The organism is Streptomyces sp. NBC_01352, assembly GCF_036237295.1.
Classification (GTDB): domain Bacteria; phylum Actinomycetota; class Actinomycetes; order Streptomycetales; family Streptomycetaceae; genus Streptomyces; species Streptomyces plumbiresistens.
Genome location: NZ_CP108354.1, coordinates 3,592,286 through 3,618,079 on the forward strand (window position 1 = coordinate 3,592,286; position 25,794 = coordinate 3,618,079).

The following is a 25,794-nucleotide window of genomic DNA, read 5'->3' on the forward strand; positions in this document are numbered from 1 at the left end:
ACTTGGCCGCCGTAGCTCAGCGTCGTTCCGGCTTCGCGCTGCGCGACATGAGCTCCTTGAGGGCGACCACGGGAGGCTTGCCCTCGTGGACGATTCCCACGACCGTCTCGGTGATGGGCATGTCGACGCCGTGCCTGCGGGCCAGATCCAGCACGGACTCACAGGACTTGACGCCCTCGGCGGTCTGCTTGGTGACCGCGATGGTCTCCTGGAGCGTCATGCCCTTGCCGAGGTTGGTGCCGAAGGTGTGGTTGCGGGACAGCGGCGAGGAACAGGTCGCCACCAGGTCGCCGAGCCCGGCGAGTCCCGAGAACGTCAGCGGGTCGGCGCCCATCGCGAGGCCGAGGCGGGTGGTCTCGGCCAGCCCGCGCGTGATCAGGGAGCCCTTGGCGTTGTCGCCCAGGCCCATGCCGTCCACGATGCCGACGGCGAGACCGATCACGTTCTTCACCGCGCCGCCGAGTTCGCAGCCGAGGACGTCGGTGTTGGTGTACGGGCGGAAGTACGGCGTGTGGCAGGCGGCCTGGAGCCGCTGGGCGACCGCCTCGTCGGTGCACGCGACCACGGCCGCGGCCGGCATCCGGGCGGCGATCTCCCGCGCGAGGTTGGGCCCGGTGACCACGGCGATGCGGTTCTGCCCCACCTTGGCGACGTCCTCGATCACCTCGCTCATCCGCATGGCGGAACCGAGTTCGACGCCCTTCATCAGCGACACGAGGACCGTGTCCGGCGCGAGCAGCGGCGTCCACTCGGCGAGGTTGGCGCGCAGCGTCTGGGAGGGCACGGAGAGGATCGTGAACTCGGCGCCGGCGGCGGCCTCGGCCGCGTCCGTGGTGGCTCTCATGTTCTCCGGCAGCTCGACGCCGGGGAGGTAGTCGGGGTTCGTCCGGGTGGAGTTGATCGCTTGTGCGACCTCCGCCCGGCGCGCCCACAGAGTGACCTCGCACCCCGCGTCGGCGAGCACCATGCCGAAGGCGGTGCCCCACGAACCGGCGCTGAAGACCGCTGCCTTGACCGGCTTGCTCACGTGCCCTGCCCCTCTTCCTGTTCGACCTTCCGCTGCGTCTGCGCCCGGGTGCGGCGCCGTTGCTCGATCCGCTCGCGGCGCGGGTCGTAGGGCGTGACGGGCGCCTTCTCGCCGCGGATGTCCTCCAGCAGGCGGGTGATGGCGGCCATGATCACCTCGGTCGCCTCCTTCAGGAGGTCCGGGGTCATCTCCTTGTCGTAGAAGGGCGCCAGGTCCACGGGCGGACCCGCGAGCACCCGGTGCGTCTTGCGCGGAAGGAGGTTGGGCCTGCTGGCGTACGGCGGCAGCACCTCGTTGGCGCCCCACTGGGCCACCGGAATCACCGGGCACTTGGTCTGCAGGGCGACCCGGGCGGCACCGGTCTTGCCGGTCATGGGCCAGCCGTTCGGGTCGCGGGTGAGGGTGCCCTCGGGGTAGAAGGCGACGCATTCGCCGCGCTCCACCGCGTCGATCGCGGCCCGGAAGGCGCTGAGCGCGTCCGTGCTCTCGCGATAGACGGGGATCTGTCCGGTGCCGCGCATCGCCGCGCCGACGAATCCCTTCCGGAAAAGAGCGCTCTTCGCCAGGAATCTTGGAACGCGGCCGGTGTTGTACTGGAAGTGCGCGTACGCGAAGGGATCGATGTGCGAATTGTGGTTCACCGCGGTGATAAATCCGCCCTCGACCGGAATGTTCTCCATTCCGCGCCAGTCCCGCTTGATCAGAACCACCAACGGCGGTTTGCACAGGACCGCTGCGAAGCGGTACCAGAACCCGATTCTGCGGCGGGGCACGCGGACACCTTCCTCTAGGGCCTGGGGGCCGCACAAGTGTCGCCCCAGGCCGCCGGTCTGTCGAGAACACCGTACGCCCCGGCTCCGCGACCGCCAGATGGTCCTGGTGACGGCTGAGTGACAATGGCCGCGACAAGAGAGGGACGAAACGCTCGTGCAGTGGACCTTGGTCATACCCCTGAAACCTCTGGCGCGGGCCAAGAGCAGGCTCTCGGACACCGCCTCCGACGGACTGCGCCCGGGCCTCGCCCTGGCCTTCGCCCAGGACACCGTGGCGGCCGCGCTGGCCTGCCCCGCGGTGAAGGATGTGGCGGTCGTCACGGACGACGTCCTGGCCGGCCGGGAGCTGGGCGCACTGGGCGCCCACATCGTCACCGACGAGCCCTCCGGCGGCCTGAACGCCGCTTTGGCGCACGCGACGGCGGTCGTACGCGCACAGCGCCCGGAAAGCGCCGTGGCGGCCCTGAACGCCGATCTTCCGGCGCTGCGCCCGCTGGAATTGGCCCGGGTACTGGACGCGGCCGCGGAATTTCCCCGCGCATTTCTCCCGGACGCCGCCGAAATCGGCACCACTCTGCTGGCCGCCCGGGAAGGCGAGGAATTGCGGCCCGCCTTCGGTACGGATTCCCGCGCCCGCCATCGCGTGTCCGGCGCCGCGGAACTCGTCCTCGACGCGGTGGATTCCGTACGCCAGGACGTGGACACCGGCGCCGACCTGCGCGCCGCGCTCGCTCTCGGGGTGGGTCCACGGACGGCCGCGGCGGCCGCGCGGCTGCTGATTCCCGGGCAGTAGGCTGCCGCCATGCAGGCGACCGCATACACGTACGACCCTGACAGCCGCAGCGGCCAGGTACTCCTGGACGACGGCACCCCGGTGCCCTTCGACGTGCCGGCGTTCGACGCGGGCGGGCTCAGACTGCTGCGGCCCGGGCAGCGGGTGCGCATCGAGACGGAGGGCGAGGGCGAGGCCCGCCGGGCCACCCTGGTCACGCTCCACACCTTCTGAGGGCACCTGTCAACACGCATGGACACGCCGCGGGCCGGACTCCGTGGGGAGTCCGGCCCGGCGCGTGAGTGCCCCTGTGCCCTTACCTCTTGCGGGCGGTGGCCTTCTTGGCGGTGGTGGTGCGAGACGTCGACTTCTTGGCGGGGGCCTTCTTGGCCGTCGCCTTCTTCGCCGGGGCCTTCTTGGCCGTCGTCTTCTTGGCGGTGGTCTGCTTCGCGGCGGTGGACTTGGCGGTCGCCGTGGTCTTCTTGGCGGGCGCCTGCTTGGCCGTCGTCTTCTTGGCGGCGGCCGTGGTCTTCTTGGCCGTCGTCTTGCGCGCCGTGGTCTTCTTCGCGGCGGCCGTCCTGGTGGTGGCCTTCTTGGCGGCGGCCTTCTTGACCGTCGCGGAGGCACCACCGGTCAGGCTGCCCTTGGGCGCCTTCTTGACGGCGATGTCGCCCTTCGGGAGCTTCTTCGAGCCGCTCACCAGGTCCTTGAAACCCTGGCCCGCGCGGAAGCGCGGCACGGAGGTCTTCTTGACCCGGACCCGCTCGCCCGTCTGAGGGTTGCGGGCGTAACGGGCCGGACGGTCGACCTTCTCGAACGAACCGAAGCCGGTGACCGAGACCCGGTCACCCGCGACGACCGCGCGGACGACGGCGTCCAGGACGGCGTCGACAGCCTCGGCGGCCTGCTGACGGCCGCCCATCTTGTCGGCAATGGTTTCTACGAGCTGCGCCTTGTTCACGTCTTCCCCTTCGGAGACATTGCCAGAACGAAAGTGTTCAAGCTTTTTCGCACGTTAGGCAGATATATACCGCAAATCAAACACGAAACGGGCTTATCACCCGTGCGCCGCAACGAACTCGACTGTCTCGGACTCGTTCAGCGTTCCTCTTCGGGGAATCGACCCGCGTCGAGGTCCGCCACGAACCGCTCCAGACGCCTTGTCGCATCGGCGAGATCGTGCTTGGCCGCGGCCGTAATGACCAGCAGCTTCCGGGTCAGCGCCATCCGTACGCCCTCCGGGACTTGCAGTGCGCGCACTCTTGTGTGCGCTTCCTTGAGTTGGTCCGCGACTGCCGCATAGAGCTCGAGTTGGCCGTCGTGTTCCATGCACAGATTGTGCCATCTGGGGCGAGTTGTCGCCTGCTCAGGGTGCAACTGCCGCCTCGAACGGCCTCCCGGGCGCCCGTGGGAGCCACGGTCACAACGGTCGCGTACCCCGACAACAACCGTCGTAACGTGGGAAGTTGAGATGGCGCGCCGGGGCGTGCAGGGCCGTTCGGGTGCAGACACAGCTGTACCCCCGATCGGGCTGATCGGGGGTACGGCGGGGGTGTCACGGTGGCCGAAACTCGACCTGTTCAGTTGCTTGGGGCGATCGCTCCGGTCAGACCTGGATCGTCCTCGGCTTGTACGAGGGGCGCTTGGCCTCGTACGCGGCGATGTCGGCCTCGTTCTGCAGCGTGATGGAGATGTCGTCCAGCCCGTTCAGCAGCCGCCAACGGGCGTTCTCGTCGAGCTCGAAGGCCGCGGTGATGCCCTCGGCGCGAACCTCACGAGCCTCAAGGTCCACTGTGACCTCAGCAGTCGCGTCCTTCTCCGTGAGCTCCTGCAGCGCGTCCACGATCTTCTGCTCCACGATCACCGTGAGCAGGCCGTTCTTGAGCGAGTTGCCGCGGAAGATGTCCGCGAAGCGGGAGGAGATGACGGCCTTGAAGCCGTAGTTCTGCAGCGCCCAGACGGCGTGCTCACGGGAGGAGCCGGTGCCAAAGTCGGGGCCGGCGATCAGGACGGTCGCACCCTTGCGCTCGGGCTGGTTGAGGACGAAGGACGGGTCCTTGCGCCAGGCCTCGAACAGCCCGTCCTCGAATCCGTCCCGGGTCACCTTCTTGAGCCAGTGAGCAGGGATGATCTGGTCGGTGTCGACGTTGGAGCGGCGCAGCGGGACGGCCCGGCCGGTGTGCGTGGTGAATGCTTCCATGACTCTCAGACTCCAGCGGGCGTACGGGTCTCGGCGTCGGACAGGTCGGCCGGGGAGGCCAGGTGCCCCAGGACCGCCGTAGCGGCTGCGACCTGCGGCGACACCAGGTGCGTACGACCGCCCTTGCCCTGCCGGCCCTCGAAGTTGCGGTTGGAGGTGGACGCGGAGCGCTCACCGGGGGCCAGCTGGTCGGGGTTCATGCCCAGACACATCGAGCAGCCCGCGTGCCGCCACTCGGCGCCGGCCTCCTTGAAGACGACGTCCAGGCCCTCGGAGACGGCCTGCAGACCGACCCGCGCGGAGCCCGGGACGACCAGCATCCGTACGCCGTCGGCGACTTTGCGGCCCTTCACGAGCTCGGCGGCGGCGCGCAGGTCCTCGATGCGGCCGTTGGTGCACGAGCCTACGAAGACGGTGTCCACCTTGATGGAGCGCAGCGGCTGCCCGGCCTCCAACCCCATGTATTCCAGGGCCTTTTCGGCGGCGTGGCGCTCCGATGCGTCTTCGTACGAAGCAGGATCGGGGACGTGCGCCGAAAGCGGGGCGCCCTGGCCCGGGTTGGTGCCCCAGGTGACGAACGGCGCCAGCTCGGCGGCCTCGATGACGACCTCGGCGTCGAACTCGGCGTCCGCGTCCGTCTTCAGCGTCTTCCAGTACGCGACGGCCGCGTCCCAGTCCTCGCCCTTGGGGGCGTGCGGGCGGCCCTTGAGGTACTCGAAGGTGGTCTCGTCGGGGGCGATCATGCCCGCGCGGGCGCCGGCCTCGATCGACATGTTGCAGATGGTCATCCGGGCCTCCATCGAGAGCTGCTCGATGGCGGAGCCGCGGTACTCCAGGACGTAGCCCTGGCCGCCGCCGGTACCGATCTTGGCGATGATCGTCAGGATCAGGTCCTTGGCGGTGACCCCGTCGGGCAGATCGCCGTTGACGGTGATGGCCATGGTCTTCGGGCGGGCCATGGGCAGCGTCTGGGTGGCCAGCACGTGCTCGACCTGGGAGGTGCCGATGCCGAACGCCAGACCGCCGAAGGCGCCGTGCGTGGAGGTGTGGGAGTCGCCGCAGACGACCGTCATGCCCGGCTGGGTCAGACCCAGCTGCGGGCCCACGACGTGGACGACGCCCTGCTCGACGTCGCCCAGCGGGTGCAGCCGGACGCCGAAGTCGGCGCAGTTCTTGCGCAGCGTCTCCAGCTGGATCCGGGAGACCGGGTCGGCGATGGGCTTGTCGATGTCGAGGGTCGGGGTGTTGTGGTCCTCGGTGGCGATGGTCAGGTCGAGCCGGCGCACCCGGCGACCGCCCTTGCGAAGGCCGTCGAAGGCCTGCGGGCTGGTCACCTCGTGCAGCAGGTGCAGATCGATGAAGAGGAGGTCGGGCTCGCCCTCGGCGCGCCGGACGACATGGTCGTCCCAGACCTTCTCCGCGAGTGTCCTACCCATCGCTTTCCCTCCGGCCGGTCAAACGGTGCACCGGCCCAACTAGAGATCTTGAGGTGGCGGCCCGCCCGCGCCCCTGTGTCCGGGCGTCCGCCGCCGGGCCCGTCGGTCCGCGGGCCACGGTGTCTTGCTGTGTCTTCAAGAGTGGCGTGTTCCACCGAAAATTGAACTTGCGTTTCACAGAGTGAGACGCGAGTATCGTTTCATGGACAACAGTAGCGGCGTCGGCGTTCTGGACAAGGCGGCCCTTGTTCTGAGCGCTCTGGAGTCCGGTCCGGCCACCCTCGCGGGTCTGGTCGCGGCGACCGGACTGGCAAGGCCCACGGCTCACCGGCTGGCCGTGGCTCTGGAACACCACCGGATGGTGGCGCGTGACATGCAGGGCCGTTTCATTCTCGGCCCTCGCCTCGCCGAGCTGGCCGCGGCCGCCGGCGAGGACCGCCTCCTCGCGACGGCGGGCCCGGTGCTCACCCACCTCCGTGACATCACGGGCGAGAGCGCGCAGCTCTACCGCCGCCAGGGCGACATGCGCATCTGCGTCGCCGCGGCGGAGCGCCTGTCCGGCCTGCGCGACACCGTCCCGGTCGGTTCGACGCTCACGATGAAGGCGGGCTCCTCCGCCCAGATCCTCATGGCCTGGGAGGAGCCGGAGCGCCTGCACCGCGGCCTCCAGGGCGCCCGTTTCACGGCCACCGCGCTCTCGGGCGTACGACGCCGGGGCTGGGCCCAGTCCATCGGCGAGCGCGAGCCGGGTGTCGCGTCCGTCTCCGCGCCCGTGCGCGGTCCCTCCAACCGCGTGGTGGCCGCCGTGTCCGTCTCCGGCCCCATCGAGCGGCTGACCCGCCACCCGGGCCGTATGCACGCCCAGGCGGTCATCGACGCCGCCGGCCGCCTCTCCGAGGCCCTGCGCCGCACGGGCTGACCGGCGGGACGTCACCGGGGAGGCCCGCCTCAACGCCGCGGCAGGCGCCCCCCGGCAGCACCCCGACGATCAGCCGACACCTCAGGAGATCCGGAGACGGTCGGCCGCGCGGTCGCCCCGCCGCCCGACCGGAACGACCCCGGTGGCCTTCCCGAGGCCGAACTCGGGCATGTTCACGTAGACCGACTCGTACGACCCCGCCGGCACGACGTATGTCTCGTGCCAGAAGCCGACCTTGCCCTTCCCCTCGCGCAGCCGCCGGTTGAAGGCGGCCCACGCCGGCCGGTGTGTCCGGTCCGGCGCCGACGCGTAGGCGAGCAGCTTCTCCTTCGAGTCCCAGTACTGCACCACGTACAGCACGCGCGGGAAGCCCAACAGGAACTGGTGACCGAGCAGCCCGCTGCCCTTCTCCCGCGACAGCTCCGCGATCATCGGGCCCATGGCCCTGGCCACCGGCAGCCAACTGCGCGGCGCAGCGAAGCTGTTGATCCGCATTCCGATCAGGAAGACGACCATCTCGTCCTCGCCCGCCGCCGTCGTGCGTCCTTCGATCGGCCTGCCACCCATCGTGTCCCCCACTCCTCACGAGCACGTGTTGGATAGTGAAGCTATCCATGCTTGGATAGTGGCACTCCCCAATGGGGAGCGCAAGAGGAAAGAGGGTGCGAGCCGGATGCGACTGGCGGAGCTGAGCGCGCGCAGCGGTGTCTCCACGGCAACGATCAAGTACTACCTGCGCGAAGGGCTGCTGCACCCCGGCCGCCGCGTCACTGCCACGCAGGCCGAGTACGACGAGGGGCATCTGCGGCGCCTGCGTCTGGTGCGCGCGTTGATCCAGGTGGGAAAGATCCCGGTGGCCTCCGCCCGGGAGGTGCTCGCCGCCTTGCAGGACGGGGACCTCGACCGGAACGAACGGCTGGGCAGCGCCGTGTGGGCCCTGCCGCACGGGCCGGCACCGGACGACGACGACCCGGCGACCGAGGTGGGCCGGCGCACCGCCGATGCCCTGCTGGACCGGCTCGACTGGAGCTACCGCCCTGCGTCCGAAGCTCCCGCCGCACCGGCGTACGGGATGCTGGTGACCGCGATCGCCACGCTGTCCCGGCTCGGATACCCGTGCTCCGTCCGGGACTTGGAGCCGTACGGCCGCGCGGTGGAGCGCATGGCTGTCACCGATCTCGACCTGGTGGAGCGCTACGGGACGCCGGAGGAGCAGGTGGAGGCGGCGGTGGCGCTGACCGTGCTGTACGAACCGGTGCTGCTGAGCCTGCGCCGGCTGGCTCAGGCGGAGGAGTCGCGCCGACGGTTCGGCGGGAAGTGACCCGGGACCCGACCGGGGAAACACTGAAGGGCCCTCCCGAGGGAGGGCCCTTCAGTCGCGTACCCCCGACCGGATTCGAACCGGCGCTACCGCCTTGAGAGGGCGGCGTGCTAGGCCGCTACACAACGGGGGCCTGGACTCTGCGTTTCTGCAGGTCGGAGCTGGTCTACCTGGACTCGAACCAAGAATGACGGTACCAGAAACCGTAGTGTTGCCAATTACACCATAGACCAATGTGGTTTAAACCAGTGTGGTTTAGACCAGCAGTACCCCCGACCGGATTCGAACCGGCGCTACCGCCTTGAGAGGGCGGCGTGCTAGGCCGCTACACAACGGGGGCCCTAGTGATCCCGGAGAACCAGGATCCGTACCCCCGACCGGATTCGAACCGGCGCTACTGCCTTGAGAGGGCAGCGTGCTAGGCCGCTACACAACGGGGGCTTCGCGGAGATGATCCCCGCTGTTGCAGATGAGCTCTGCGAGCTGGCCTACCTGGACTCGAACCAAGACTAACGGAACCAGAAACCGTCGTGCTGCCAATTACACCATAGGCCACTGGAACTCAAGCCCCTGCGGGGATCTTGTTCTAGTGTGCTCCCCCGGGTTCCGGCCTTTCGGCCCGCTCCCCGGCGGCGCAGGAAGAACATTACCCGAAGGTGGACGGGGCTCCAAAACGGGTATCCGCGCCGAGGACGGCGGGGAGTTCGGCGAGCGAGGCGATCCGGTGCGGCCCGCCGGGAGCGTCCCCGAGGGTGTGCACACCCTCGCGGTCGATCCAGACCGACAGCAGTCCGGCGTCGGCGGCACCCCGCCCGTCGATCTCCGGGTGGTCACCGACGTACGCCACTTGGTGCGGGGCCAGCTCCAGCGCGTCGCAGGCCGCCAGGAAGGCGCCGGCCTCGGGCTTGGAGACGCCGAGCTCCGCCGCGCACAGGATGACCTCGAAGCGGTCGTGCACGCCGAGGACGCGCAGCTTGCGGTCCTGGACGCGGATGCTGGAGTTGGACAGCACGCCGTGGCGGTGGCTGGCGGCAAGGGCGTCCAGGACGGGCAGGACGTCCGGGAAGAGGGCCCAGGCGGTCTCGTAGTGCGCGACGTACCGACCGAACCACGCGTCCGCGTCGGCGTCGCTCAGCTCCTCGCCCAGGAACACCCGTACGCGGTCCCGGCGCTGCCCCTGGAAGGTCAGCTCCCCCGCCGCGAACCGCGCCCACTGCCGGTCCGTGATCTCCCGCCACCGCACGATGGCCTGCTCGACACTGTCGTACGAGTCGAGCAGCCCCTCGGCCTCGAGGTGGACGCGCATGCCGACGCGGTCGGCCGCGGTGTAGTCGAAGAGGGTGTCGTCGACGTCCCAGACCACGGCCCGAATGCTCATGGTCCGACGGTAACCCGGGGCCGGGCGACGCGTCCGGCGGAACGACGAAGGTGCGGCACCCCGCACGGGGTGCCGCACCTCACGGGCGTACGGATTACGCCGCCAGCCTCGCCAGCGCCGCGTCGACGCGGGCCAGCGTCTTCTCCTTGCCCAGGATCTCCAGGGACTCGAAGAGGGGCAGGCCGACGGTGCGGCCGGTGACGGCCACGCGGACCGGGGCCTGGGCCTTGCCGAGCTTGAGGCCGTGGGCCTCGCCGGCGGCCAGGACGGCCTCCTTCAGGGACTCCGGGGACGTCCAGTCCGCCGACTCCAGCTTCTCGCGGGCCGTGCGGAGCAGGGCGTCCGAGCCCTCCTTCATCGCCTTCGTCCAGCTCGGCTCGTCGAAGACCGGCTCGGAGAGGAACAGGAAGTCGACGTTGTCGGTGATCTCGGAGAGGACCTTGAGGCGGGTCTGGGCGTGCGGGGCGATCGCCTGCCACTTCGTCTCGTCGAAGGCCTCCGGCGCCCAGGGGGCGAAGGGGGGCTGGAGCCACGGGCGGCAGCGCTCGGTGAAGTCCTTCACGTCGAGCAGCCGGATGTGGTCGGCGTTGATCGCCTCGCACTTCTTCAGGTCGAAGCGCGCCGGGTTGGGGTTCACGTCCGCGATGTCGAAGGCCGCGACCATCTCGTCGATCGTGAAGATGTCCTGGTCGGCGGAGAGCGACCAGCCGAGGAGGGAGAGGTAGTTGAGCAGGCCCTCCGGGAGGAAGCCGCGCTCGCGGTAGAGGTTGAGCGAGGCCTGCGGGTCACGCTTGGACAGCTTCTTGTTGCCCTCGCCCATCACGTACGGCAGGTGGCCGAAGGCCGGGATCCGCCGGGCGACGCCCAGCTCGATCAGCGCCTTGTACAGGGCGATCTGCCGCGGGGTCGACGACAGCAGGTCCTCGCCGCGCAGGACGTGCGTGATCTCCATCAGCGCGTCGTCGACCGGGTTCACGAGCGTGTAGAGCGGGGCTCCGTTGGCTCGTACGATCCCGTAGTCCGGCACGTTCTCCGGCAGGTAGGTGATCTCGCCGCGGACCAGGTCCGTGAAGGTGATCGCCTCGTCGGGCATGCGGAAGCGGACGATGGGCGTACGGCCCTGGGCCTTGAACTCCTCGACCTGCTCCGCGCTCAGGTCGCGGCAGTGGCCGTCGTAGCCGGACGGCTTGCCGGCGGCGCGGGCGGCCTCGCGGCGGGTGTCCAGCTCCTCCTGGGAGCAGTAGCAGTGGTAGGCGTGGCCGGCGTCCAGGAGCTTGTCCGCGACCTCCTTGTAGAGGTCCATGCGCTGCGACTGGCGGTACGGCGCGTGCGGGCCGCCGACCTCGGGGCCCTCGTCCCAGTCGAAGCCCAGCCAGCGCATCGAGTCGAGCAGCTGGTCGTAGGACTCCTCGGAGTCGCGGGCCGCGTCGGTGTCCTCGATGCGGAAGACCAGTGTGCCCTGGTGGTGCCGGGCGAACGCCCAGTTGAACAGGGCGGTGCGGACCAGGCCCACATGGGGGTTACCGGTGGGCGACGGGCAGAACCGTACTCGGACGGCGGGGACGGGTGCGCTAGCCACGCTTGACAACCTTGTTGGTGAGAGTGCCGATGCCTTCGATGGTGACGGCGACCTCGTCGCCGACGGTGAGCGGTCCGACGCCTGCCGGGGTGCCCGTGAGGATCACGTCGCCGGGGAGCAGCGTCATGGCCTCGGTGATGTTGACGATCAGATCCTCGATCGAGTGGATCATCTCGCTGGTGCGGCCGAGCTGGCGCTGCTGACCGTTGACGGTGAGCTGGATGGTCAGGTCGGACGGGTCGAGGTCCGTCTCCACCCAGGGGCCGAGCGGGCAGGACGTGTCGAAGCCCTTGGCCCTGGCCCACTGCTTCTCGCGCTTCTGGACGTCGCGGGCGGTGATGTCGTTGGCGCAGGTGTAGCCGAGGATGACGTCCTTGACGCGCTCGCGCGGGACCTCGCGGCACATCCGGCCGATGACGACGGCCAGTTCGGCCTCGTGGTGGAGGTCCTCGGAGAAGGAGGGGTACTGGATCTCGTCGCCGGGGCCGATCACCGAGGTGGAGGGCTTGAAGAAGGCGAACGGGGCGTCGGGCACCTCGTTGCCGAGTTCCTTCGCGTGCTCCGCGTAGTTGCGGCCGTAGGCCACGACCTTGTTGGGGAGCACCGGCGGCAGCAGCCTGACCCTTGCTTTTGAATCCGAAGGGGCCAGGGAGACCTTCGTACCGGAGAGTTCGAAGTCCGCGAACGGGATGCCCTTGATGATGTCGAGGACGAGTTCGTCCGGCTTGTCACCCTCGACCGCACCGAAGGCGACGTTCCCGTCGATGGAGAATCTGGCGATGCGCACGGGATCCTTGCGCCCCTCACTGAGCTGGCTGGAGTCTGACGCTCCAGGCTAACGCGGTAAGGGGCGGGCGCCTCGCGCATTTGCGGCTCGTGCTGTGTGGCGGGCGCCCTTGATCCACGTCGGGCTTGGTGATCTACTCCTGGGCGGAGCCGGCCTGGACCGGCACTTCCATCAGGATCGTGCGGCGGGGGTTGGCGGTCTGGGTCGGAAGGGCGACGGCGTGGTCCGGCTGCTCCGGGGTCTGCAGTTCGTCGGCGTCCTCGAGGTGGGCCAGCGTCGTGCGCCGCGGGTTGGCGGTGTTGCGGAACATCATCGTCGTCTTCACGGTTGTACGAGACCTGTTCTGTAGGTGGCGCCGGGCGAGCGGGGTGCCGAAGAGCCCCTGGACCGGCGCGGGTTGTCGGTTTTGCCATCTCTGTAAAGCGTCAGGCTAAACATGCAATTCCCTTCCTGGGACGCACAGACCCCAGGAGGGGCATGTGAGTTTCCTCACTTACCTATGGGCAAAACGGTCAAAACAGACCAGCAACCGACCCCTACGAAACGGACATTGACCCCCTGAAGCCCTCATTCCGCTCCTGATCATGGCGACTGGGACACCGCTTACATCCGGGGGACTCGCGGGCATACGTCCGGTATGGGGGAGATAAGCTTCTACGTCCGGTGACTCGGCACTCACGCGGTGTCACGTAGGTCACGGCCTGACCCATGGCCCTTGTTGGAGATCCTGCACTGTGCTGGAATTCCACGGACCGCCGCAGGATCGAGCCGGCGCACAGGGGGCGCAGAGAAGCGCCGAGCGGCGGCGAGATAGGGGGAACCAGCGCGCCGGTCACTCACGACCACCACGGGGGGCGTTTTTCAGGGCGCCCCCTACGACGCCGACACCGTCCTTCCGTTCGCGCGGAGGGGCGCCTGGTCCAGAGGTTGCGACGCTAGTGCAGGGACGTTTCAAGAGGGATGGCAGTGCTTCGGCGGAGCCGGAGCCGCACGGCGGGACTGGCCCGACGGCCGGCAGCTCCTCGCCCCAGCACGCCCAGAACCCGGGCCCGGCCCCGTCCGGCGACGGCGGTGAGCGCTCCGGGCGCCCCGGCGCGTCCGCGTCGACCGGCTCCGCCACTCCGACCACGCCGGCCGTGAAGCCGCCGAAGGGCCCGAGCGGCCCCGGCCCACGAATAGCCCTGCGCAACTGGCGTATCTCCACGCGCCTGGTGTCGCTGCTCGCACTCCCGGTGGTCGCCGCCACCTCACTGGGTGCGCTGCGTATCAACGACTCCATGGACGACATCCAGCAGCTCGACAACATGAAGCTGCTGACGGAGATGACCAAGCAGGCCACCGAGCTGGCCGCCGCGCTCCAGGAGGAGCGCGACAAGTCGGCCGGTCCGCTGGCGCACGGCTCGACCGCCACCGACTTCACGGTCAAGGGCGTCCGGGACAAGACCGACCGGGCCAGGACCGCCTTCCAGGACGCCGCCGAGGAGATCGACACCTCCAGCAAGGACGGCAACCTCCAGGGCGTCCGCGAGAGCCTCGTCGGCCTCATCCGCGACCTGAACGGTCTCGAGGAGATCCGCAGCGCCGCCTACGAGACCAAGAACAACGCCTCCCAGACGGTCGAGGGCTACCACCGCCTCGTCACCCACCTGCTCGACCTCTCGCAGGACATGGCGGAGGCCACCAGCAACCCCGAGATGATCCAGCGCACGCGCGCCCTGGCGGCCTTCTCGTCCGCCAAGGAGTACGCGTCCATCCAGCGCGCGATCCTCGCGGCGGCCCTGCCCGTCGGCAACACCACCTTCGGCAGGCTCTCCGAGAGCGACCGGCTGTACGCCGAGGGCGCCCTGGAGAGCGAGGACTCCGACCTCTCCAGCTTCCGGAGCATCTACGGCACCGAGAACGCCCCCGAGCTCCTCAAGCCCATCGAAGAGGGCAACCCGACCATCCAGTCCACCGACACCTACGCCAGCCGCGCCCTGCGGACGTCGGGTGGTCTCGCCGACCTGGACAAGCGGTCGTACAAGGACTGGGTGGACGACAGCTCGACCAAGATCGAGCAGATGGGCAACATCGAGCACACGCTGCTCGAGGACATGGAGCAGAAGGCCCGCGAGCTGCGCAACGAGTCGGAGCGCGAGGCGATCATCTCCGGCGCGCTGATCCTGCTCGTGCTCGGTGTCTCGCTGGTCGGCGCCTTCGTCGTCGCCCGGTCCATGATCCGCTCGCTGCGCCGCCTCCAGGAGACCGCCACCAAGGTCGCCCAGGACCGGCTGCCCGAGCTGGTCAAGCAGCTGTCCGAGTCCGACCCGCAGGACGTCGACACCTCCGTCGAGTCCGTCGGTGTGCACTCCCGGGACGAGATCGGCCAGGTGGCCGCGGCCTTCGACGACGTGCACCGCGAGGCGGTCCGCCTCGCCGCCGAGCAGGCCCTGCTGCGGGGCAACGTCAACGCGATGTTCACCAACCTCTCGCGCCGCTCCCAGGGTCTGATCCAGCGCCAGCTGTCGCTCATCTCCGAACTGGAGTCCCGCGAGGCCGACCCGGACCAGCTGTCCTCGCTGTTCAAGCTCGACCACCTCGCGACCCGCATGCGCCGTAACGGTGAGAACCTGCTCGTTCTCGCCGGTGAGGAGCCCGGCCGCCGCTGGACCCGTCCGGTCCCGCTGGTCGACGTGCTGCGCGCCGCCGCGTCCGAGGTGGAGCAGTACGAGCGCATCGAGCTGTCCTCCGTACCGACCACCGAAGTGGCCGGCCGCGTGGTCAACGACCTCGTGCACCTGCTCGCCGAGCTGCTGGAGAACGCGACCTCGTTCTCCTCCCCGCAGACCAAGGTCAAGGTCACCGGTCACGCGCTGCCCGACGGCCGGGTGCTGATCGAGATCCACGACACCGGCATCGGCCTCTCCCCCGAGGACCTCGCCGCGATCAACGAGCGGCTCGCCTCGCCGCCCACCGTGGACGTGTCAGTGTCCCGCCGCATGGGTCTGTTCGTGGTCGGCCGGCTGTCGCAGCGTCACGGCATCCGCATCCAGCTCCGCCCGTCCGACTCCGGTGGTACGACCGCCCTGGTCATGCTTCCCGTGGACGTCGCCCAGGGCGGCAAGAAGCCTCAGCCCAAGCCCGGCCAGGGCCAGGGCGCGGGTGTCGGCGCCGCCGCCGCGGCCGCCGGTGTGGCCGCCGCTCGCCGCGGTGGTCAGGGTGGCGGTGCCCTCGGCGGCGCCCCCGCCGGAGCGGGCGCCGGTGCGCTCGGTGCCGGTGCGCCCACGGGTGGCCGGCTCACCGCCGGTCAAGGGCCGCGCGCGGCGCTGCCCGGACGTGACGGTGGCGGTCGTCCCGGCGGAGCGCCGGGCGGACCGCGCGGGCCGCAGGGTCCGGGTATGCCTCCGCAGGGCCGCCCCGCTCCGGCCGGTGCCGGTTTCGGCGGTCAGGCTCCGGGTGGCCCGCAGGGCCTGCAGGCCACGGGCACGAACGCGCCGGGCCAGGACGCCTTCGGTGGCGGTCGGCCCCCCGTACCGCCGCAGCCGCCGCAGTCGGGGCAGTCGGGGCAGTCGGGGCAGTCGGCGCAGCCGTCGAGTCCGGGCAACGAGCCGCAGGGCCGGCGTCGTCGGCCGCAGCTGCCGGGCCGCGGCGGTCCGCGGGCCGAGCTGCCCGGCGGCAACAACCCGCAGCCCCGCGTGCCGAGCTGGAGCGACGAGAACGCGCAGCCGCCGGTGCCGCGGGCCTCGCTCGACACCCCGCGCGGCCATGACGAGCAGGACTCGGGGCAGACCTCCCGGATGCCGCGGATCGACGACCGGCAGGGCCCGGGCGCGACCACGGAGATGCCGGCGATCCCGCGCGGCGACAGCCGCCAGGGCCCCGGTGGACCGGCCTCCGGCCGGAACAACGACTCCCAGAGCACGGGTCAGTTCCCCCGTCCCGGCAGCAACGGCGTGCAGGACTCGGGCCACTTCGTCCGCCCGGACGTCTTCGGCTCCCCGGTCGGCCAGAACAACTCCGCGGCGTCGAGTCCTTCGGCCACCGGTCAGTTCGCGATGCCGCCGTCGTACGACAGCGGCTCCACCGGCCAGTTCCCCGCGCCGGCCTACGGCAACGGCTCCACGAACGGCGGCCCCGACTTCGGTGCCCCGCGTCCGCCGGTCCCGCCGCGTCCGCAGCAGCGGCCCGCCCGTCAGGACCCCGAGGCGCTGCCGCCCGCGGGTCCCGGTGACGGCCGTACGCCGCTGTACGACACGCTCGAGACCAACTGGTTCCACGGTCAGCAGAACGGGCAGCAGGGCAACGGCTCCGCTCCCGCTCCGGCGGCCCCGCAGCAGCAGCCGCAGGCTCCTGCCGCTCCTCAGCGTCCCGTAGCCAGCTCCTGGCGCAGCTCTCCGAACGACGATCTCGTCCGGCAGGCAGAGCGCGTACGGCAGCCGGCCGCGGGCGGCGTCACCACTTCCGGCCTGCCGCGCCGGGTGCCCAGGGCGAACCTCGTCCCGGGTACGGCTCAGCAGCAACAGCACCAAGCAGGTCCGCAGGTCTCGCGTGCGCCTGACGACGTACGCGGCCGGCTGACCAATCTCCGTCGGGGCATCGCTCAAGGTCGACAGGCCGGTACCACCGGCCAGACCGGCAGCTTCCCGAGCCCCACTCACCAGCAGGAGCACTAGTTGAGTCCGATGAGCCAGGCGGCACAGAACCTGAACTGGTTGATCACCAACTTCGTGGACAACACCCCCGGGGTGTCCCACACCGTCGTCGTGTCCGCCGACGGACTCCTTCTGGCAATGTCCGAAGGCTTCCCGCGCGACCGCGCCGATCAGTTGGCCGCGGTCGCCTCCGGTCTGACGTCCTTGACGGCCGGGGCATCCCGGATCTTCGAGGGCGGCAGCGTGGCACAGACGGTCGTCGAGATGGAACGGGGATTCCTCTTCCTCATGTCCGTCTCGGACGGCTCGTCCCTGGCCGTACTCGCCCACCCCGACTGCGACATCGGCCTCGTCGGCTACGAGATGGCGCTCCTGGTCGACCGCGCGGGCGCGGTGCTCACGCCCGACCTGCGCGCCGAACTCCAAGGCAGTCTGCTCCACTGACTGCGCAGGATCCACCCGCCTCACCAAATCACCGTCCGGCCGCCACAATCCCCCCACCGGCCCCTGTCCGACGGCTTGCTGACCGACTTGCTGTCCCGCCCGGAGGATTCATGACCCCGCCCACCGCCTCTCATGATCCGTACGCGGAGCCGTACGAGGATGAGGGCGACCAGCCGCTGGTACGTCCGTACGCGATGACCGGCGGCCGGACCCGGCCGCGCTACCAGCTCGCCATCGAGGCCCTGATCAGCACCACGGCCGACCCGGCGGCGCTCATGGGACTGCTCCCGGAGCACCAGCGGATCTGTCACCTGTGCCGTGAGGTGAAGTCGGTCGCCGAGGTCTCGGCGCTCCTTGCCATGCCCCTGGGCGTGGCCCGCATCCTCGTCGCGGACCTCGCGGAGGCCGGACTCGTCGCCATTCACCAGCCCGGCGGCGACGAGAGCACCGGCGCTCCGGACGTGACACTGCTCGAAAGGGTGCTCAGTGGACTTCGCAAGCTCTGACGGAGGCCGGGCGACCACCTCCGCGAAGATCGTGGTGGCCGGTGGCTTCGGCGTGGGCAAGACCACGTTCGTGGGCGCCGTCTCCGAGATCAACCCGCTGCGCACCGAGGCCGTGATGACGTCCGCGAGCGCGGGCATCGACGACCTCACCCACACCGGAGGCAAGACGACCACCACGGTCGCCATGGACTTCGGCCGCATCACGCTGGACCAGGACCTGATCCTGTACCTCTTCGGTACACCGGGCCAGGACCGCTTCTGGTTCATGTGGGACGACCTGGTGCGCGGCGCCATCGGCGCGATCGTGCTGGTGGACACCCGCCGCCTCGCCGACTGCTTCCCCGCGGTCGACTACTTCGAGAACTCGGGCCTGCCGTTCGTCGTCGCGCTCAACGGCTTCGAGGGGCACCAGCCGTACGCTCCCGAAGAGGTCCGCGAGGCGCTGCAGATCGGTCCGGACACCCCGATCATCACGACGGACGCCCGCCACCGCTCCGATGCGAAGAGTGCGCTGATCACGCTGGTCGAGCACGCTCTGATGGCACGGCTGAGGTAGCACTCAAATCTGCGATCCCGTACGGAAGTTGTCGTAGACGCTCCGGAGCCGGCTGTGTCTTTTGACACGGTCGGCCCCGGTGTTCATAACGTTTCGGCAGAGGAATCGGGTGGTACGGCCACTCGTCGCGGTCAAGTGGTGTCGCTGCGCGCACGAAGGCCCCGTCTTTTGACGGGGCTCGCTCTTTATGACCGTTTTATCTGGGGCTTACATCACTTCGAATCCCTGCCCTGCACTGTTTGGAACTGCGTAGGCCGACGTGCTGGAATGCCTGAACTGCCCAATAGTCAAAGACGTAGTCCCCAGTCGATGGCGCACCGGGCTCTGAGACACTGCGGCACAACGTAAGGTGCCGACCGCCGGAAGGTTGTTGGTCGAGTGAGGCGAAGCAAGAACGGTCCCGAGCCGTCGGCCCGGGGCAACTTCACCCCGCCGCCGCGCGGAGCGGCGCCCGCCCCTGTGCCCGGTTCGGAGCCAACGGCCGCGCCGCCGACGAGCGGCGGCCGTTTCTCCCCGCGCAACTGGCGGGTGCCGACCAGGCTGAACGCGATCCTGCTCATACCCGTGGTCGTCGGCCTCGTCATGGGCGGCTTCCAGGTGAAGAGCTCGATCGACACCTGGCAGGAGGCCGAGGACGCGGAGAACACCGCGCGTCTGGTGCGGGCGTCCCTCAACTACGCCGACGCCCTCTACGTCGAGCGGGACAGCACGGTCGCCCCGATTCTGCTGGGCAAGGACAAGGCCGTCGTCACGGCCGCCCGCAAGAAGACGGACCAGGCCGCCGACGCCTTCGACGAGGCGGCTCAGACCATGCCGCAGACACCCGGCCTGTTGCGCCGTCTGCAGCTGTTCCGCGACGAGGAGCCCAAGCTCCAGGCGCTGCGCACGAACGCGTACACCACCAAGCTCAAGGGCGTGGAGACCGAAGAGGGCTACACCGTCGTCGCGCACCCCCTGACGGAGTTCGCCAACGAGCTCGGTCTGGGCACCGGCAACATCACGAGCTACGGCCGGACCGTCTACGCCATCGAGCTCACCAAGGCGGCCCTGTCGCTGCAGCGCTCCATCGGCATGCATCTGCTGGTCAGCCCGGGCCCCAAGGACACCGACCTCGCCACCCAGCGCGTCGCCCTCTCCTCGTACGCGTACCTGGAGGGCATCGCCGTCAACGAGTACATCGGCGGTGGCACGGAGGCGGACGAGCAGAAGCTCCGCGACGCCGAGAAGCAGATCAAGGCGGACGGCGCGGCGATGTCCAAGGAGGCCGCGGCCAAGAACCCGGACTACGTGCCCCCGCCGTCCAACCCGGTCGACATGGTCAGGGGCATCGGGACTCTCACGTCCACGGACACCAGCGAGCGCCAGGCGCTCGCCGAGAAGGGCATCACCGCCGACAACTGGTGGGCGGTCAACACCCTCAAGTACAACGCCTACCAGCAGATCGAGTCGGATCTGGCGGACAAGGCGGTGAGCGAGGCCTCCAGCATCGCCGACGAGGCCCGCCGTGACGCCTTCATCGTGGGTGCCGCCGTCGTGATCGCCCTGCTCCTCGCCTTCATCCTGGCCGCCGCGGTGGCCCGCCAGATGAGCCGCGCGATGCGCCAGCTGCGCAACGCCGCCTTCGGTATCGCCGAGCAGCGCCTTCCGATGCTGGTCGACCAGCTCTCGCGCACCGACCCCGGCCGCGTCGACACCCGCGTCCAGCCCATCCCGATCAACACCCGGGACGAGATCGGCGAGGTCGCCCGGGCCTTCGACCAGGTCCACCGCGAGGCCGTCCGGCTCGCCGCCGAGCAGGCCCTGCTGCGGGGCAACATCAACGCGATCTTCACCAACCTGTCGCGCCGCAACCAGTCTCTGATCGAGGGCCAGCTGACCCTGATCACGGACCTGGAGAACAACGAGGCCGACCCGGACCAGCTGGAGAACCTCTTCAAGCTGGACCACCTGGCCACCCGTATGCGCCGCAACGGCGAGAACCTCCTGGTCCTCGCCGGCGAGGAGCCGGGCCGCCGCTGGGACCAGCCGGTTCCGCTGGTCGACGTGCTGCGCGCCGCCTCCTCCGAGGTGGAGCAGTACGAGCGCATCGAGCTGTCGGGCGTCCCGGAGGCCGAGATCCACGGCCGCGCGGTCACCGACCTCGTGCACCTGCTCGCCGAGCTCCTGGAGAACGCCACCACGTTCTCCTCGCCGCAGACCAAGGTCCGCGTCACCGCGACCCGTCTCCCCGACGGCCGCATCATGATCGAGATCCACGACAAGGGCATCGGCCTCACCGCCGAGGACTTCGCGGACATCAACCACAAGCTGGCCAACCCGCCGACCGTGGACGCCGCGATCTCCCAGCGCATGGGCCTGTTCGTGGTCGGCCGGCTGTCCGACCGGCACGGCATCCGCGTCCAGCTGCGCCCCTCCGGCGAGCAGGCAGGCACCACCTCGCTGGTCATGCTCCCCGACGCGATCACGCACGGCGGTGGCGGCGGCGAGCACCAGCGCGACGAGTTCACCGTCTCGCAGATCATCCCGGAGCAGCCGAACTTCCAGGGCGAGAACTTCAACAACGGCCTGCCGATGCGCACGGCCGCGGAGCTCGGCTTCGACGACAGCCGCTACACCCAGGTCCCGGACGACATCCGCGAGCTGGACCCGGTGGGCCGCTCGCTGATGCGGGAGGAGCGCCGCGCGGCCCTGGAGGGCACGAGCCCCGACCAGCAGTCCCCCGACTCCCCCGGCTACGCAGAGGGCTTCGACGGCCAGGGCGGCTACCAGGAGCAGCAGCAGGCGTCGTACGACCACCAGACGGCGTACGAGGACCCGCAGCAGCCGACGTACGAAGAGCAGCAGCAGACGGCCTACGAGGACCCGCAGCGGCCGGCGTACGACGAGGGGTACTACGCGCCGAACGGCGGCCTGCCGCAGAACGACGCCTTCTCGTCCAACGGCGGCTACCCCGAGCCGACGTATCCGGAGCCGGTCCGTGAGGAGCAGGCGCAGCCCAGTGCCGCCGCTCCCGAGACCTTCTCGGGCTTCGGGGAGCAGTCCTACCAGGACGACTGGCCGCAGCAGGACACCTACCGCAACGGCTACCCGGACCAGTACGCTCCGCAAGCGGAATCCGTGCAGGCCGCTGACGTGAGTGAGCGGGACCGCGTAGGCTTCGACCGACCGGGACCGACCTCCTCCGCCAGCCACGACCTGACCGACGCCGGCCTCCCGCGCCGCGGATCCACCCCGAGCGGTGCGAACGGCTCGGGTGCCGCGCGGCACGTGAGCCCGGAGCCGTCGGCCCCCGCGGAGAGCAAGGGCGACTGGCGTTCGGCGAACGACGATCGCTGGCAGCAGGCCTCAGCGCTCCGCAAGCCCAAGGCGGGCGGGGTCACCTCCTCCGGTCTGCCGCGGCGGGTGCCCAAGGCCAACCTGGTCGAGGGAGCCGCCGAATCCACCCCCCAGGGGGGCCCACAGGTCTCCCGCGCGCCCGAGGACGTCCGGGGCAGGTTGAGCAACCTGCGCCGCGGTGTCGAGCGGGGCCGCAGCGCAGGAAGCGAAACGAACGGTCAGGGCTTCGGTTCTGACAGCACCTACAACCAGGAGCGTTAGTGTGAGCCCGATGAGCCAGGCGGCGCAGAACCTGAACTGGTTGATCACCAACTTCGTGGACAACACCCCGGGGGTGTCCCACACGGTGGTGGTCTCCGCCGACGGACTCCTTCTGGCGATGTCCGAAGGCTTTCCGCGCGACCGTGCCGACCAGCTCGCGGCCGTCGCCTCCGGTCTGACGTCACTGACGGCAGGCGCCTCCCGTATCTTCGAGGGCGGCAGCGTGAACCAGACGGTTGTGGAGATGGAGCGGGGATTCCTCTTCATCATGTCCATTTCCGACGGTTCGTCGCTCGCGGTGCTCGCGCATCCGGAGGCGGACATCGGCCTCATTGGGTACGAGATGGCGCTTCTGGTGGACCGTGCCGGTACGGTCCTGACACCCGATCTGCGTGCGGAGCTCCAAGGGAGCCTTCTCAACTAACAGACACACGGTGCGTTTTGACGTCCCGAGGCCATAAGGTTTCGGGACGCGGCTCCACAGTGATGGGTGCCCGGCACAGTCGGAGGAGGAGAGAAAGTGGCAACACCCCCAGGCGGTTCACCTTCGGGCAACTGGTCGTACGGCCCTGCCCAGGGCCCGGGCGACGGTTCCCAGAACCCCAACCGTTACAACTTCCCCTCCGCCCCGAGCCAGCGGCGCCAGCAGCCGTACGCGCCCCAGGGCCCCCAGGGTCCCGGGCCGTCGCCGTACGACCAGCCGCAGGCGCCGCGCATCCAGCCCGTGCAGCCGCAGCGACGCTCCCCCGAGCCGGCGCCCGCCGGGGCGGCGAACAACCCGTTGGTGCGTCCGTACGCCATGACCGGCGGCCGGACCCGCCCGCGCTACCAGCTCGCCATCGAGGCACTGGTGCACACCACCGCGCAGCCGCACCAGATGCAGGGCCAGCTGCCCGAGCATCAGCGGATCTGCAACCTCTGCCGTGAGATCAAGTCGGTGGCCGAGATCTCGGCCCTCCTGACGATCCCTCTCGGCGTGGCCAGGATCCTCGTCGCCGACTTGGCGGAGGCGGGCCTGGTCGCCATCCATCAGCCCGGCGGCGACGAGAACGCCGGCGGCCAGCCAGACGTGACACTGCTCGAAAGGGTGCTCAGTGGACTTCGCAAGCTCTAGCGGAGGGCCTTCCCGCTCCACCACGTCCGCGAAGATCGTGGTGGCTGGCGGCTTCGGCGTGGGCAAGACCACGTTCGTCGGCGCCGTCTCGGAGATCAACCCGCTGCGCACCGAGGCCGTGATGACGTCTGCTTCGGCGGGCATCGACGACCTCACCCACACCGGAGACAAGACCACCACCACGGTCGCCATGGACTTCGGCCGCATCACGCTGGACCAGGACCTGATCCTGTACCTCTTCGGTACGCCCGGCCAGGACCGCTTCTGGTTCATGTGGGACGACCTGGTGCGCGGCGCCATCGGCGCGATCGTGCTGGTGGACACCCGCCGCCTCGCCGACTGCTTCCCCGCGGTCGACTACTTCGAGAACTCGGGTCTCCCGTTTGTGATCGCCCTCAACGGGTTCGACGGCAACCAGCCGTACAACCCGGACGAGGTGCGGGAAGCTCTGCAGATCGGTCCGGACACTCCGATCATCACTACGGATGCTCGGCATCGGGCGGATGCCAAGTCAGCGCTGATCACGCTGGTCGAGCACGCGTTGATGGCTCGCTTGCGGTAGTCGACGTGCGGCCACTGGGCTGCCGCGGATGGTGGTACGCCGTCTGCGGGTGCTCAGTGGCTGGTCGCGCCCACGCGGCGGAGCCGCATTATCGATACAGCCCCGCGCCCCTTTGGGGCACGAAGAAGGGCCCCTCTCAAGAGGGGCCCTTCTTGTTGTACAGCGCTCAGTGCCAGCTGTGCGGGGCGCGGAAGCCGGGCTCGCGCTCCAGGCGGCGCCAGCCTGCCTTCCGGCGGCCGCGGTGGGTGGGGGGCGTGGAGGGCTGGGCCGCCGCGCGGGCCAGGAGGATGGCCGTGATGGCGGCGACTTCCTCGGGCTCGGCGTGGCCCTTCTCGACACGAATGTCAGGGGTGCTCATGGGCGTCAGTCTCCGTGAGAGAGGTTTCCGCGGGGGTACCGCAGAGGTTCCGCGGGGTTACTGCGGGGGGTTGCCGTGCTTGCGGGAGGGCAGGTCGGCGTGCTTGGTGTGCAGCATCGCCAGGGACTTGATCAGAACCTCGCGGGTTTCCGCCGGGTCGATGACGTCGTCCACCAGGCCGCGCTCGGCCGCGTAGTAGGGGTGCATCAGCTCGGACTTGTACTCCTTGACCATGCGGGCCCGCATGGCCTCGGGGTCCTCGGCCTCGGCGATCTGGCGGCGGAAGATGACGTTGGCCGCACCCTCCGCACCCATCACGGCGATCTCGTTCGTCGGCCAGGCGTACGTGAGGTCCGCACCGATGGACTGGCTGTCCATGACGATGTACGCACCTCCGTAGGCCTTGCGCAGGATCAGGGAGATCCTCGGCACGGTCGCGTTGCAGTAGGCGTAGAGCAGCTTCGCTCCGTGCCGGATGATCCCGCCGTGCTCCTGGTCGACACCCGGGAGGAACCCGGGGACGTCCAGGAAAGTGATGATCGGGATGTTAAAAGCGTCGCACATCTGGACAAAGCGTGCAGCTTTTTCCGACGCCTCGATGTCCAGGACCCCGGCCAGGGACTGCGGTTGGTTGGCGACGATGCCCACCACCTGGCCGTCGAGACGGGCCAGCGCACAGATGATGTTGCGGGCCCAGCGCTCGTGGACCTCCAGGTAGTCGCCGTCGTCGACGATCTCCTCGATGACCTTGGTCATGTCGTACGGCCGGTTGCCGTCGGCCGGGACCAGGTCGAGCAGGACCTCCCCGCGGCGGTCCACCTGGTCGCCCGGCTCCACCCGCGGCGGGTTCTCGCGGTTGTTCTGCGGGAGCATCGACAGCAGGTAGCGCACCTCGGCCAGGCACGTCTCCTCGTCGTCGTAGGCGAAGTGCGCCACACCGGACGTCTCGGCGTGCACGTCCGCGCCGCCGAGGCCGTTCTGGGTGATCTCCTCGCCGGTGACCGCCTTGACGACGTCCGGGCCGGTGATGAACATCTGCGAGGTCTCGCGGACCATGAACACGAAGTCGGTGAGGGCGGGGCTGTAGGCCGCGCCGCCCGCGCACGGGCCGAGCATCACGGAGATCTGCGGGATGACCCCGGAGGCCTTGGTGTTGCGCTGGAAGATGCCGCCGTAGCCCGCGAGGGCCGAGACGCCCTCCTGGATACGGGCGCCCGCGCCGTCGTTCAGGGAGACCAGCGGGGCGCCGGCCGCGATGGCCATGTCCATGATCTTGTGGATCTTCGTGGCGTGGGCCTCGCCCAGCGCGCCGCCGAAGATGCGGAAGTCGTGGGCGTAGACGAAGACCGTGCGGCCCTCCACCGTGCCCCAGCCGGTGATCACGCCGTCCGTGTACGGCTTCTTGGCCTCCAGGCCGAACCCGGTCGCCCGGTGGCGCCGCAGCTGCTCGACCTCCCGGAAGGTACCGGGGTCCAGGAGCAGCTCGATGCGCTCCCGCGCGGTCAGCTTGCCCTTGGCGTGCTGCGCCGCGGTCGCCTTCTCGCTGGGGCCGGCCAGCGCCTGCGCACGAATCTCGTGCAGCTCGGCGACCCGCCCGCGCGCGTCCGTCGGCTCGCCCGTCGGCTCACTCGTCGGTTCACTCGTCGACTCGTCCGTCGACTCACCCGGCGCCTCATCCAAAACGGTCATGTAGCGACCTTACGAAGCCCACCAAGAAAAGCTCGCCGTCGACTCCGTACAGTCTCCGGACCGTTTTCCTGGTGCGACTGAACAGAACCTCGCCGCCATGCAGCCGTTCCGACTGCTCAGAGGGCCCCGCGCTTGTAGGGGTCGT

Annotated in this window: 25 protein-coding genes and 5 tRNA genes; 12 read left to right on the forward strand and 18 right to left on the reverse strand. The window is 69.6% G+C overall.

Features of this window, described 5'->3' with window-relative positions; all coding sequences use genetic code 11:
• Positions 1-16: 16 nt before the first annotated feature.
• Together OG252_RS16625 and OG252_RS16630 are read right to left on the reverse strand one after the other, a co-directional pair.
• On the reverse strand, positions 17-1,027 hold the full coding sequence (locus tag OG252_RS16625) for an NAD(P)H-dependent glycerol-3-phosphate dehydrogenase (RefSeq protein WP_266433356.1): 1,011 nt from the start codon (positions 1,025-1,027) through the stop codon (positions 17-19).
• Positions 1,024-1,800 (reverse strand): lysophospholipid acyltransferase family protein, encoded by a 777-nt coding sequence (locus OG252_RS16630; protein WP_266433358.1) that lies wholly within the window; start codon positions 1,798-1,800, stop codon positions 1,024-1,026. The genes OG252_RS16625 and OG252_RS16630 overlap by 4 nt, the downstream gene beginning before the upstream one ends.
• A 154-nt stretch (positions 1,801-1,954) precedes the next feature.
• Between OG252_RS16630 and cofC the strand changes: the two genes are divergently transcribed.
• A complete protein-coding gene (gene cofC / locus OG252_RS16635; protein WP_266433360.1) occupies positions 1,955-2,593 on the forward strand; it encodes a 2-phospho-L-lactate guanylyltransferase in 639 nt (212 codons plus the stop codon).
• A gap of 9 nt (positions 2,594-2,602) precedes the next feature.
• A complete protein-coding gene (locus OG252_RS16640) occupies positions 2,603-2,806 on the forward strand; it encodes a hypothetical protein (protein ID WP_329336946.1) in 204 nt (67 codons plus the stop codon).
• An 82-nt stretch (positions 2,807-2,888) separates the two neighbouring features.
• Here the strand turns inward: OG252_RS16640 and OG252_RS16645 are convergent, their stop codons facing one another.
• The 4 genes from OG252_RS16645 to leuC all read right to left on the reverse strand — a co-directional run bounded on the left by OG252_RS16645 (position 2,889) and on the right by leuC (position 6,208).
• A complete protein-coding gene (locus tag OG252_RS16645; protein WP_266433364.1) occupies positions 2,889-3,533 on the reverse strand; it encodes an HU family DNA-binding protein in 645 nt (214 codons plus the stop codon).
• A 137-nt stretch (positions 3,534-3,670) separates the two neighbouring features.
• Entirely contained in the window at positions 3,671-3,901 is a 231-nt protein-coding gene (locus OG252_RS16650) for a hypothetical protein (RefSeq protein ID WP_030045295.1), read from the reverse strand.
• A gap of 277 nt (positions 3,902-4,178) precedes the next feature.
• Complete coding sequence (gene leuD / locus OG252_RS16655) at positions 4,179-4,772, reverse strand: 3-isopropylmalate dehydratase small subunit (RefSeq protein ID WP_266433368.1); 594 nt, start codon at positions 4,770-4,772, stop codon at positions 4,179-4,181.
• 5 nt (positions 4,773-4,777) lie between these two features.
• Positions 4,778-6,208 (reverse strand): 3-isopropylmalate dehydratase large subunit, encoded by a 1,431-nt coding sequence (gene leuC / locus OG252_RS16660; RefSeq protein ID WP_266433370.1) that lies wholly within the window; start codon positions 6,206-6,208, stop codon positions 4,778-4,780.
• A gap of 202 nt (positions 6,209-6,410) precedes the next feature.
• Between leuC and ndgR the strand changes: the two genes are divergently transcribed.
• Complete coding sequence (ndgR, locus tag OG252_RS16665) at positions 6,411-7,127, forward strand: IclR family transcriptional regulator NdgR (RefSeq protein WP_028806673.1); 717 nt, start codon at positions 6,411-6,413, stop codon at positions 7,125-7,127.
• Positions 7,128-7,208: 81 nt separating this feature from the next.
• Here the strand turns inward: ndgR and OG252_RS16670 are convergent, their stop codons facing one another.
• Positions 7,209-7,694, reverse strand: a complete 486-nt coding sequence (locus OG252_RS16670) for a DUF4188 domain-containing protein (protein ID WP_266433373.1) — start codon at positions 7,692-7,694, stop codon at positions 7,209-7,211.
• 106 nt (positions 7,695-7,800) lie between these two features.
• Between OG252_RS16670 and OG252_RS16675 the strand changes: the two genes are divergently transcribed.
• Positions 7,801-8,448 (forward strand): MerR family transcriptional regulator, encoded by a 648-nt coding sequence (locus OG252_RS16675; RefSeq protein ID WP_329336951.1) that lies wholly within the window; start codon positions 7,801-7,803, stop codon positions 8,446-8,448.
• A gap of 60 nt (positions 8,449-8,508) precedes the next feature.
• Here OG252_RS16675 and OG252_RS16680 read toward each other — a convergent pair.
• The 9 genes from OG252_RS16680 to OG252_RS16720 form a co-directional block, all read right to left on the reverse strand.
• Positions 8,509-8,581, reverse strand: a tRNA-Glu gene (locus OG252_RS16680).
• 28 nt (positions 8,582-8,609) lie between these two features.
• Positions 8,610-8,681: transfer RNA gene (locus tag OG252_RS16685), tRNA-Gln, on the reverse strand.
• A 34-nt stretch (positions 8,682-8,715) separates the two neighbouring features.
• Positions 8,716-8,788, reverse strand: a tRNA-Glu gene (locus OG252_RS16690).
• A 28-nt stretch (positions 8,789-8,816) separates the two neighbouring features.
• Positions 8,817-8,889 (reverse strand) — tRNA-Glu (locus OG252_RS16695).
• Positions 8,890-8,931: 42 nt separating this feature from the next.
• Positions 8,932-9,003, reverse strand: a tRNA-Gln gene (locus tag OG252_RS16700).
• A gap of 91 nt (positions 9,004-9,094) precedes the next feature.
• Positions 9,095-9,826, reverse strand: coding sequence for an HAD family hydrolase (locus OG252_RS16705; protein ID WP_266433377.1), 732 nt, complete (start codon positions 9,824-9,826; stop codon positions 9,095-9,097).
• Positions 9,827-9,920: 94 nt separating this feature from the next.
• Complete coding sequence (gene gltX / locus OG252_RS16710; protein WP_266433379.1) at positions 9,921-11,405, reverse strand: glutamate--tRNA ligase; 1,485 nt, start codon at positions 11,403-11,405, stop codon at positions 9,921-9,923.
• Positions 11,398-12,192, reverse strand: a complete 795-nt coding sequence (locus OG252_RS16715) for a fumarylacetoacetate hydrolase family protein (protein ID WP_266433381.1) — start codon at positions 12,190-12,192, stop codon at positions 11,398-11,400. The genes gltX and OG252_RS16715 overlap by 8 nt, the downstream gene beginning before the upstream one ends.
• Before the next feature lie 133 nt (positions 12,193-12,325).
• Entirely contained in the window at positions 12,326-12,517 is a 192-nt protein-coding gene (locus OG252_RS16720; protein ID WP_266433383.1) for a hypothetical protein, read from the reverse strand.
• Positions 12,518-13,130: 613 nt separating this feature from the next.
• Here OG252_RS16720 and OG252_RS16725 point away from each other — a divergent pair.
• From OG252_RS16725 to OG252_RS16760, 8 genes are all read left to right on the forward strand, one after another.
• A complete protein-coding gene (locus OG252_RS16725) occupies positions 13,131-16,844 on the forward strand; it encodes a sensor histidine kinase (protein WP_329336955.1) in 3,714 nt (1,237 codons plus the stop codon).
• 9 nt (positions 16,845-16,853) lie between these two features.
• On the forward strand, positions 16,854-17,267 hold the full coding sequence (locus tag OG252_RS16730; protein WP_030611534.1) for a roadblock/LC7 domain-containing protein: 414 nt from the start codon (positions 16,854-16,856) through the stop codon (positions 17,265-17,267).
• A 110-nt stretch (positions 17,268-17,377) separates the two neighbouring features.
• Complete coding sequence (locus OG252_RS16735) at positions 17,378-17,773, forward strand: DUF742 domain-containing protein (RefSeq protein WP_030611532.1); 396 nt, start codon at positions 17,378-17,380, stop codon at positions 17,771-17,773.
• Complete coding sequence (locus OG252_RS16740; protein WP_046258886.1) at positions 17,754-18,329, forward strand: GTP-binding protein; 576 nt, start codon at positions 17,754-17,756, stop codon at positions 18,327-18,329. Before OG252_RS16735 ends, OG252_RS16740 begins: the two co-directional genes overlap by 20 nt.
• 378 nt (positions 18,330-18,707) lie before the next feature.
• On the forward strand, positions 18,708-21,926 hold the full coding sequence (locus OG252_RS16745) for a sensor histidine kinase (RefSeq protein WP_329336958.1): 3,219 nt from the start codon (positions 18,708-18,710) through the stop codon (positions 21,924-21,926).
• Positions 21,927-21,936: 10 nt separating this feature from the next.
• Positions 21,937-22,350: a roadblock/LC7 domain-containing protein gene (locus OG252_RS16750; protein WP_004983065.1), complete on the forward strand. Its 414-nt coding sequence runs from the start codon at positions 21,937-21,939 to the stop codon at positions 22,348-22,350.
• 96 nt (positions 22,351-22,446) lie between these two features.
• Positions 22,447-23,040: a DUF742 domain-containing protein gene (locus OG252_RS16755; protein WP_266433390.1), complete on the forward strand. Its 594-nt coding sequence runs from the start codon at positions 22,447-22,449 to the stop codon at positions 23,038-23,040.
• Entirely contained in the window at positions 23,021-23,602 is a 582-nt protein-coding gene (locus OG252_RS16760) for a GTP-binding protein (protein WP_026248371.1), read from the forward strand. Before OG252_RS16755 ends, OG252_RS16760 begins: the two co-directional genes overlap by 20 nt.
• 166 nt (positions 23,603-23,768) lie before the next feature.
• Here the strand turns inward: OG252_RS16760 and OG252_RS16765 are convergent, their stop codons facing one another.
• Positions 23,769-23,960 (reverse strand): acyl-CoA carboxylase subunit epsilon, encoded by a 192-nt coding sequence (locus OG252_RS16765; protein WP_266433392.1) that lies wholly within the window; start codon positions 23,958-23,960, stop codon positions 23,769-23,771.
• A 57-nt stretch (positions 23,961-24,017) separates the two neighbouring features.
• Positions 24,018-25,649, reverse strand: a complete 1,632-nt coding sequence (locus OG252_RS16770) for an acyl-CoA carboxylase subunit beta (RefSeq protein WP_266433394.1) — start codon at positions 25,647-25,649, stop codon at positions 24,018-24,020.
• Positions 25,650-25,794: the final 145 nt, after the last annotated feature.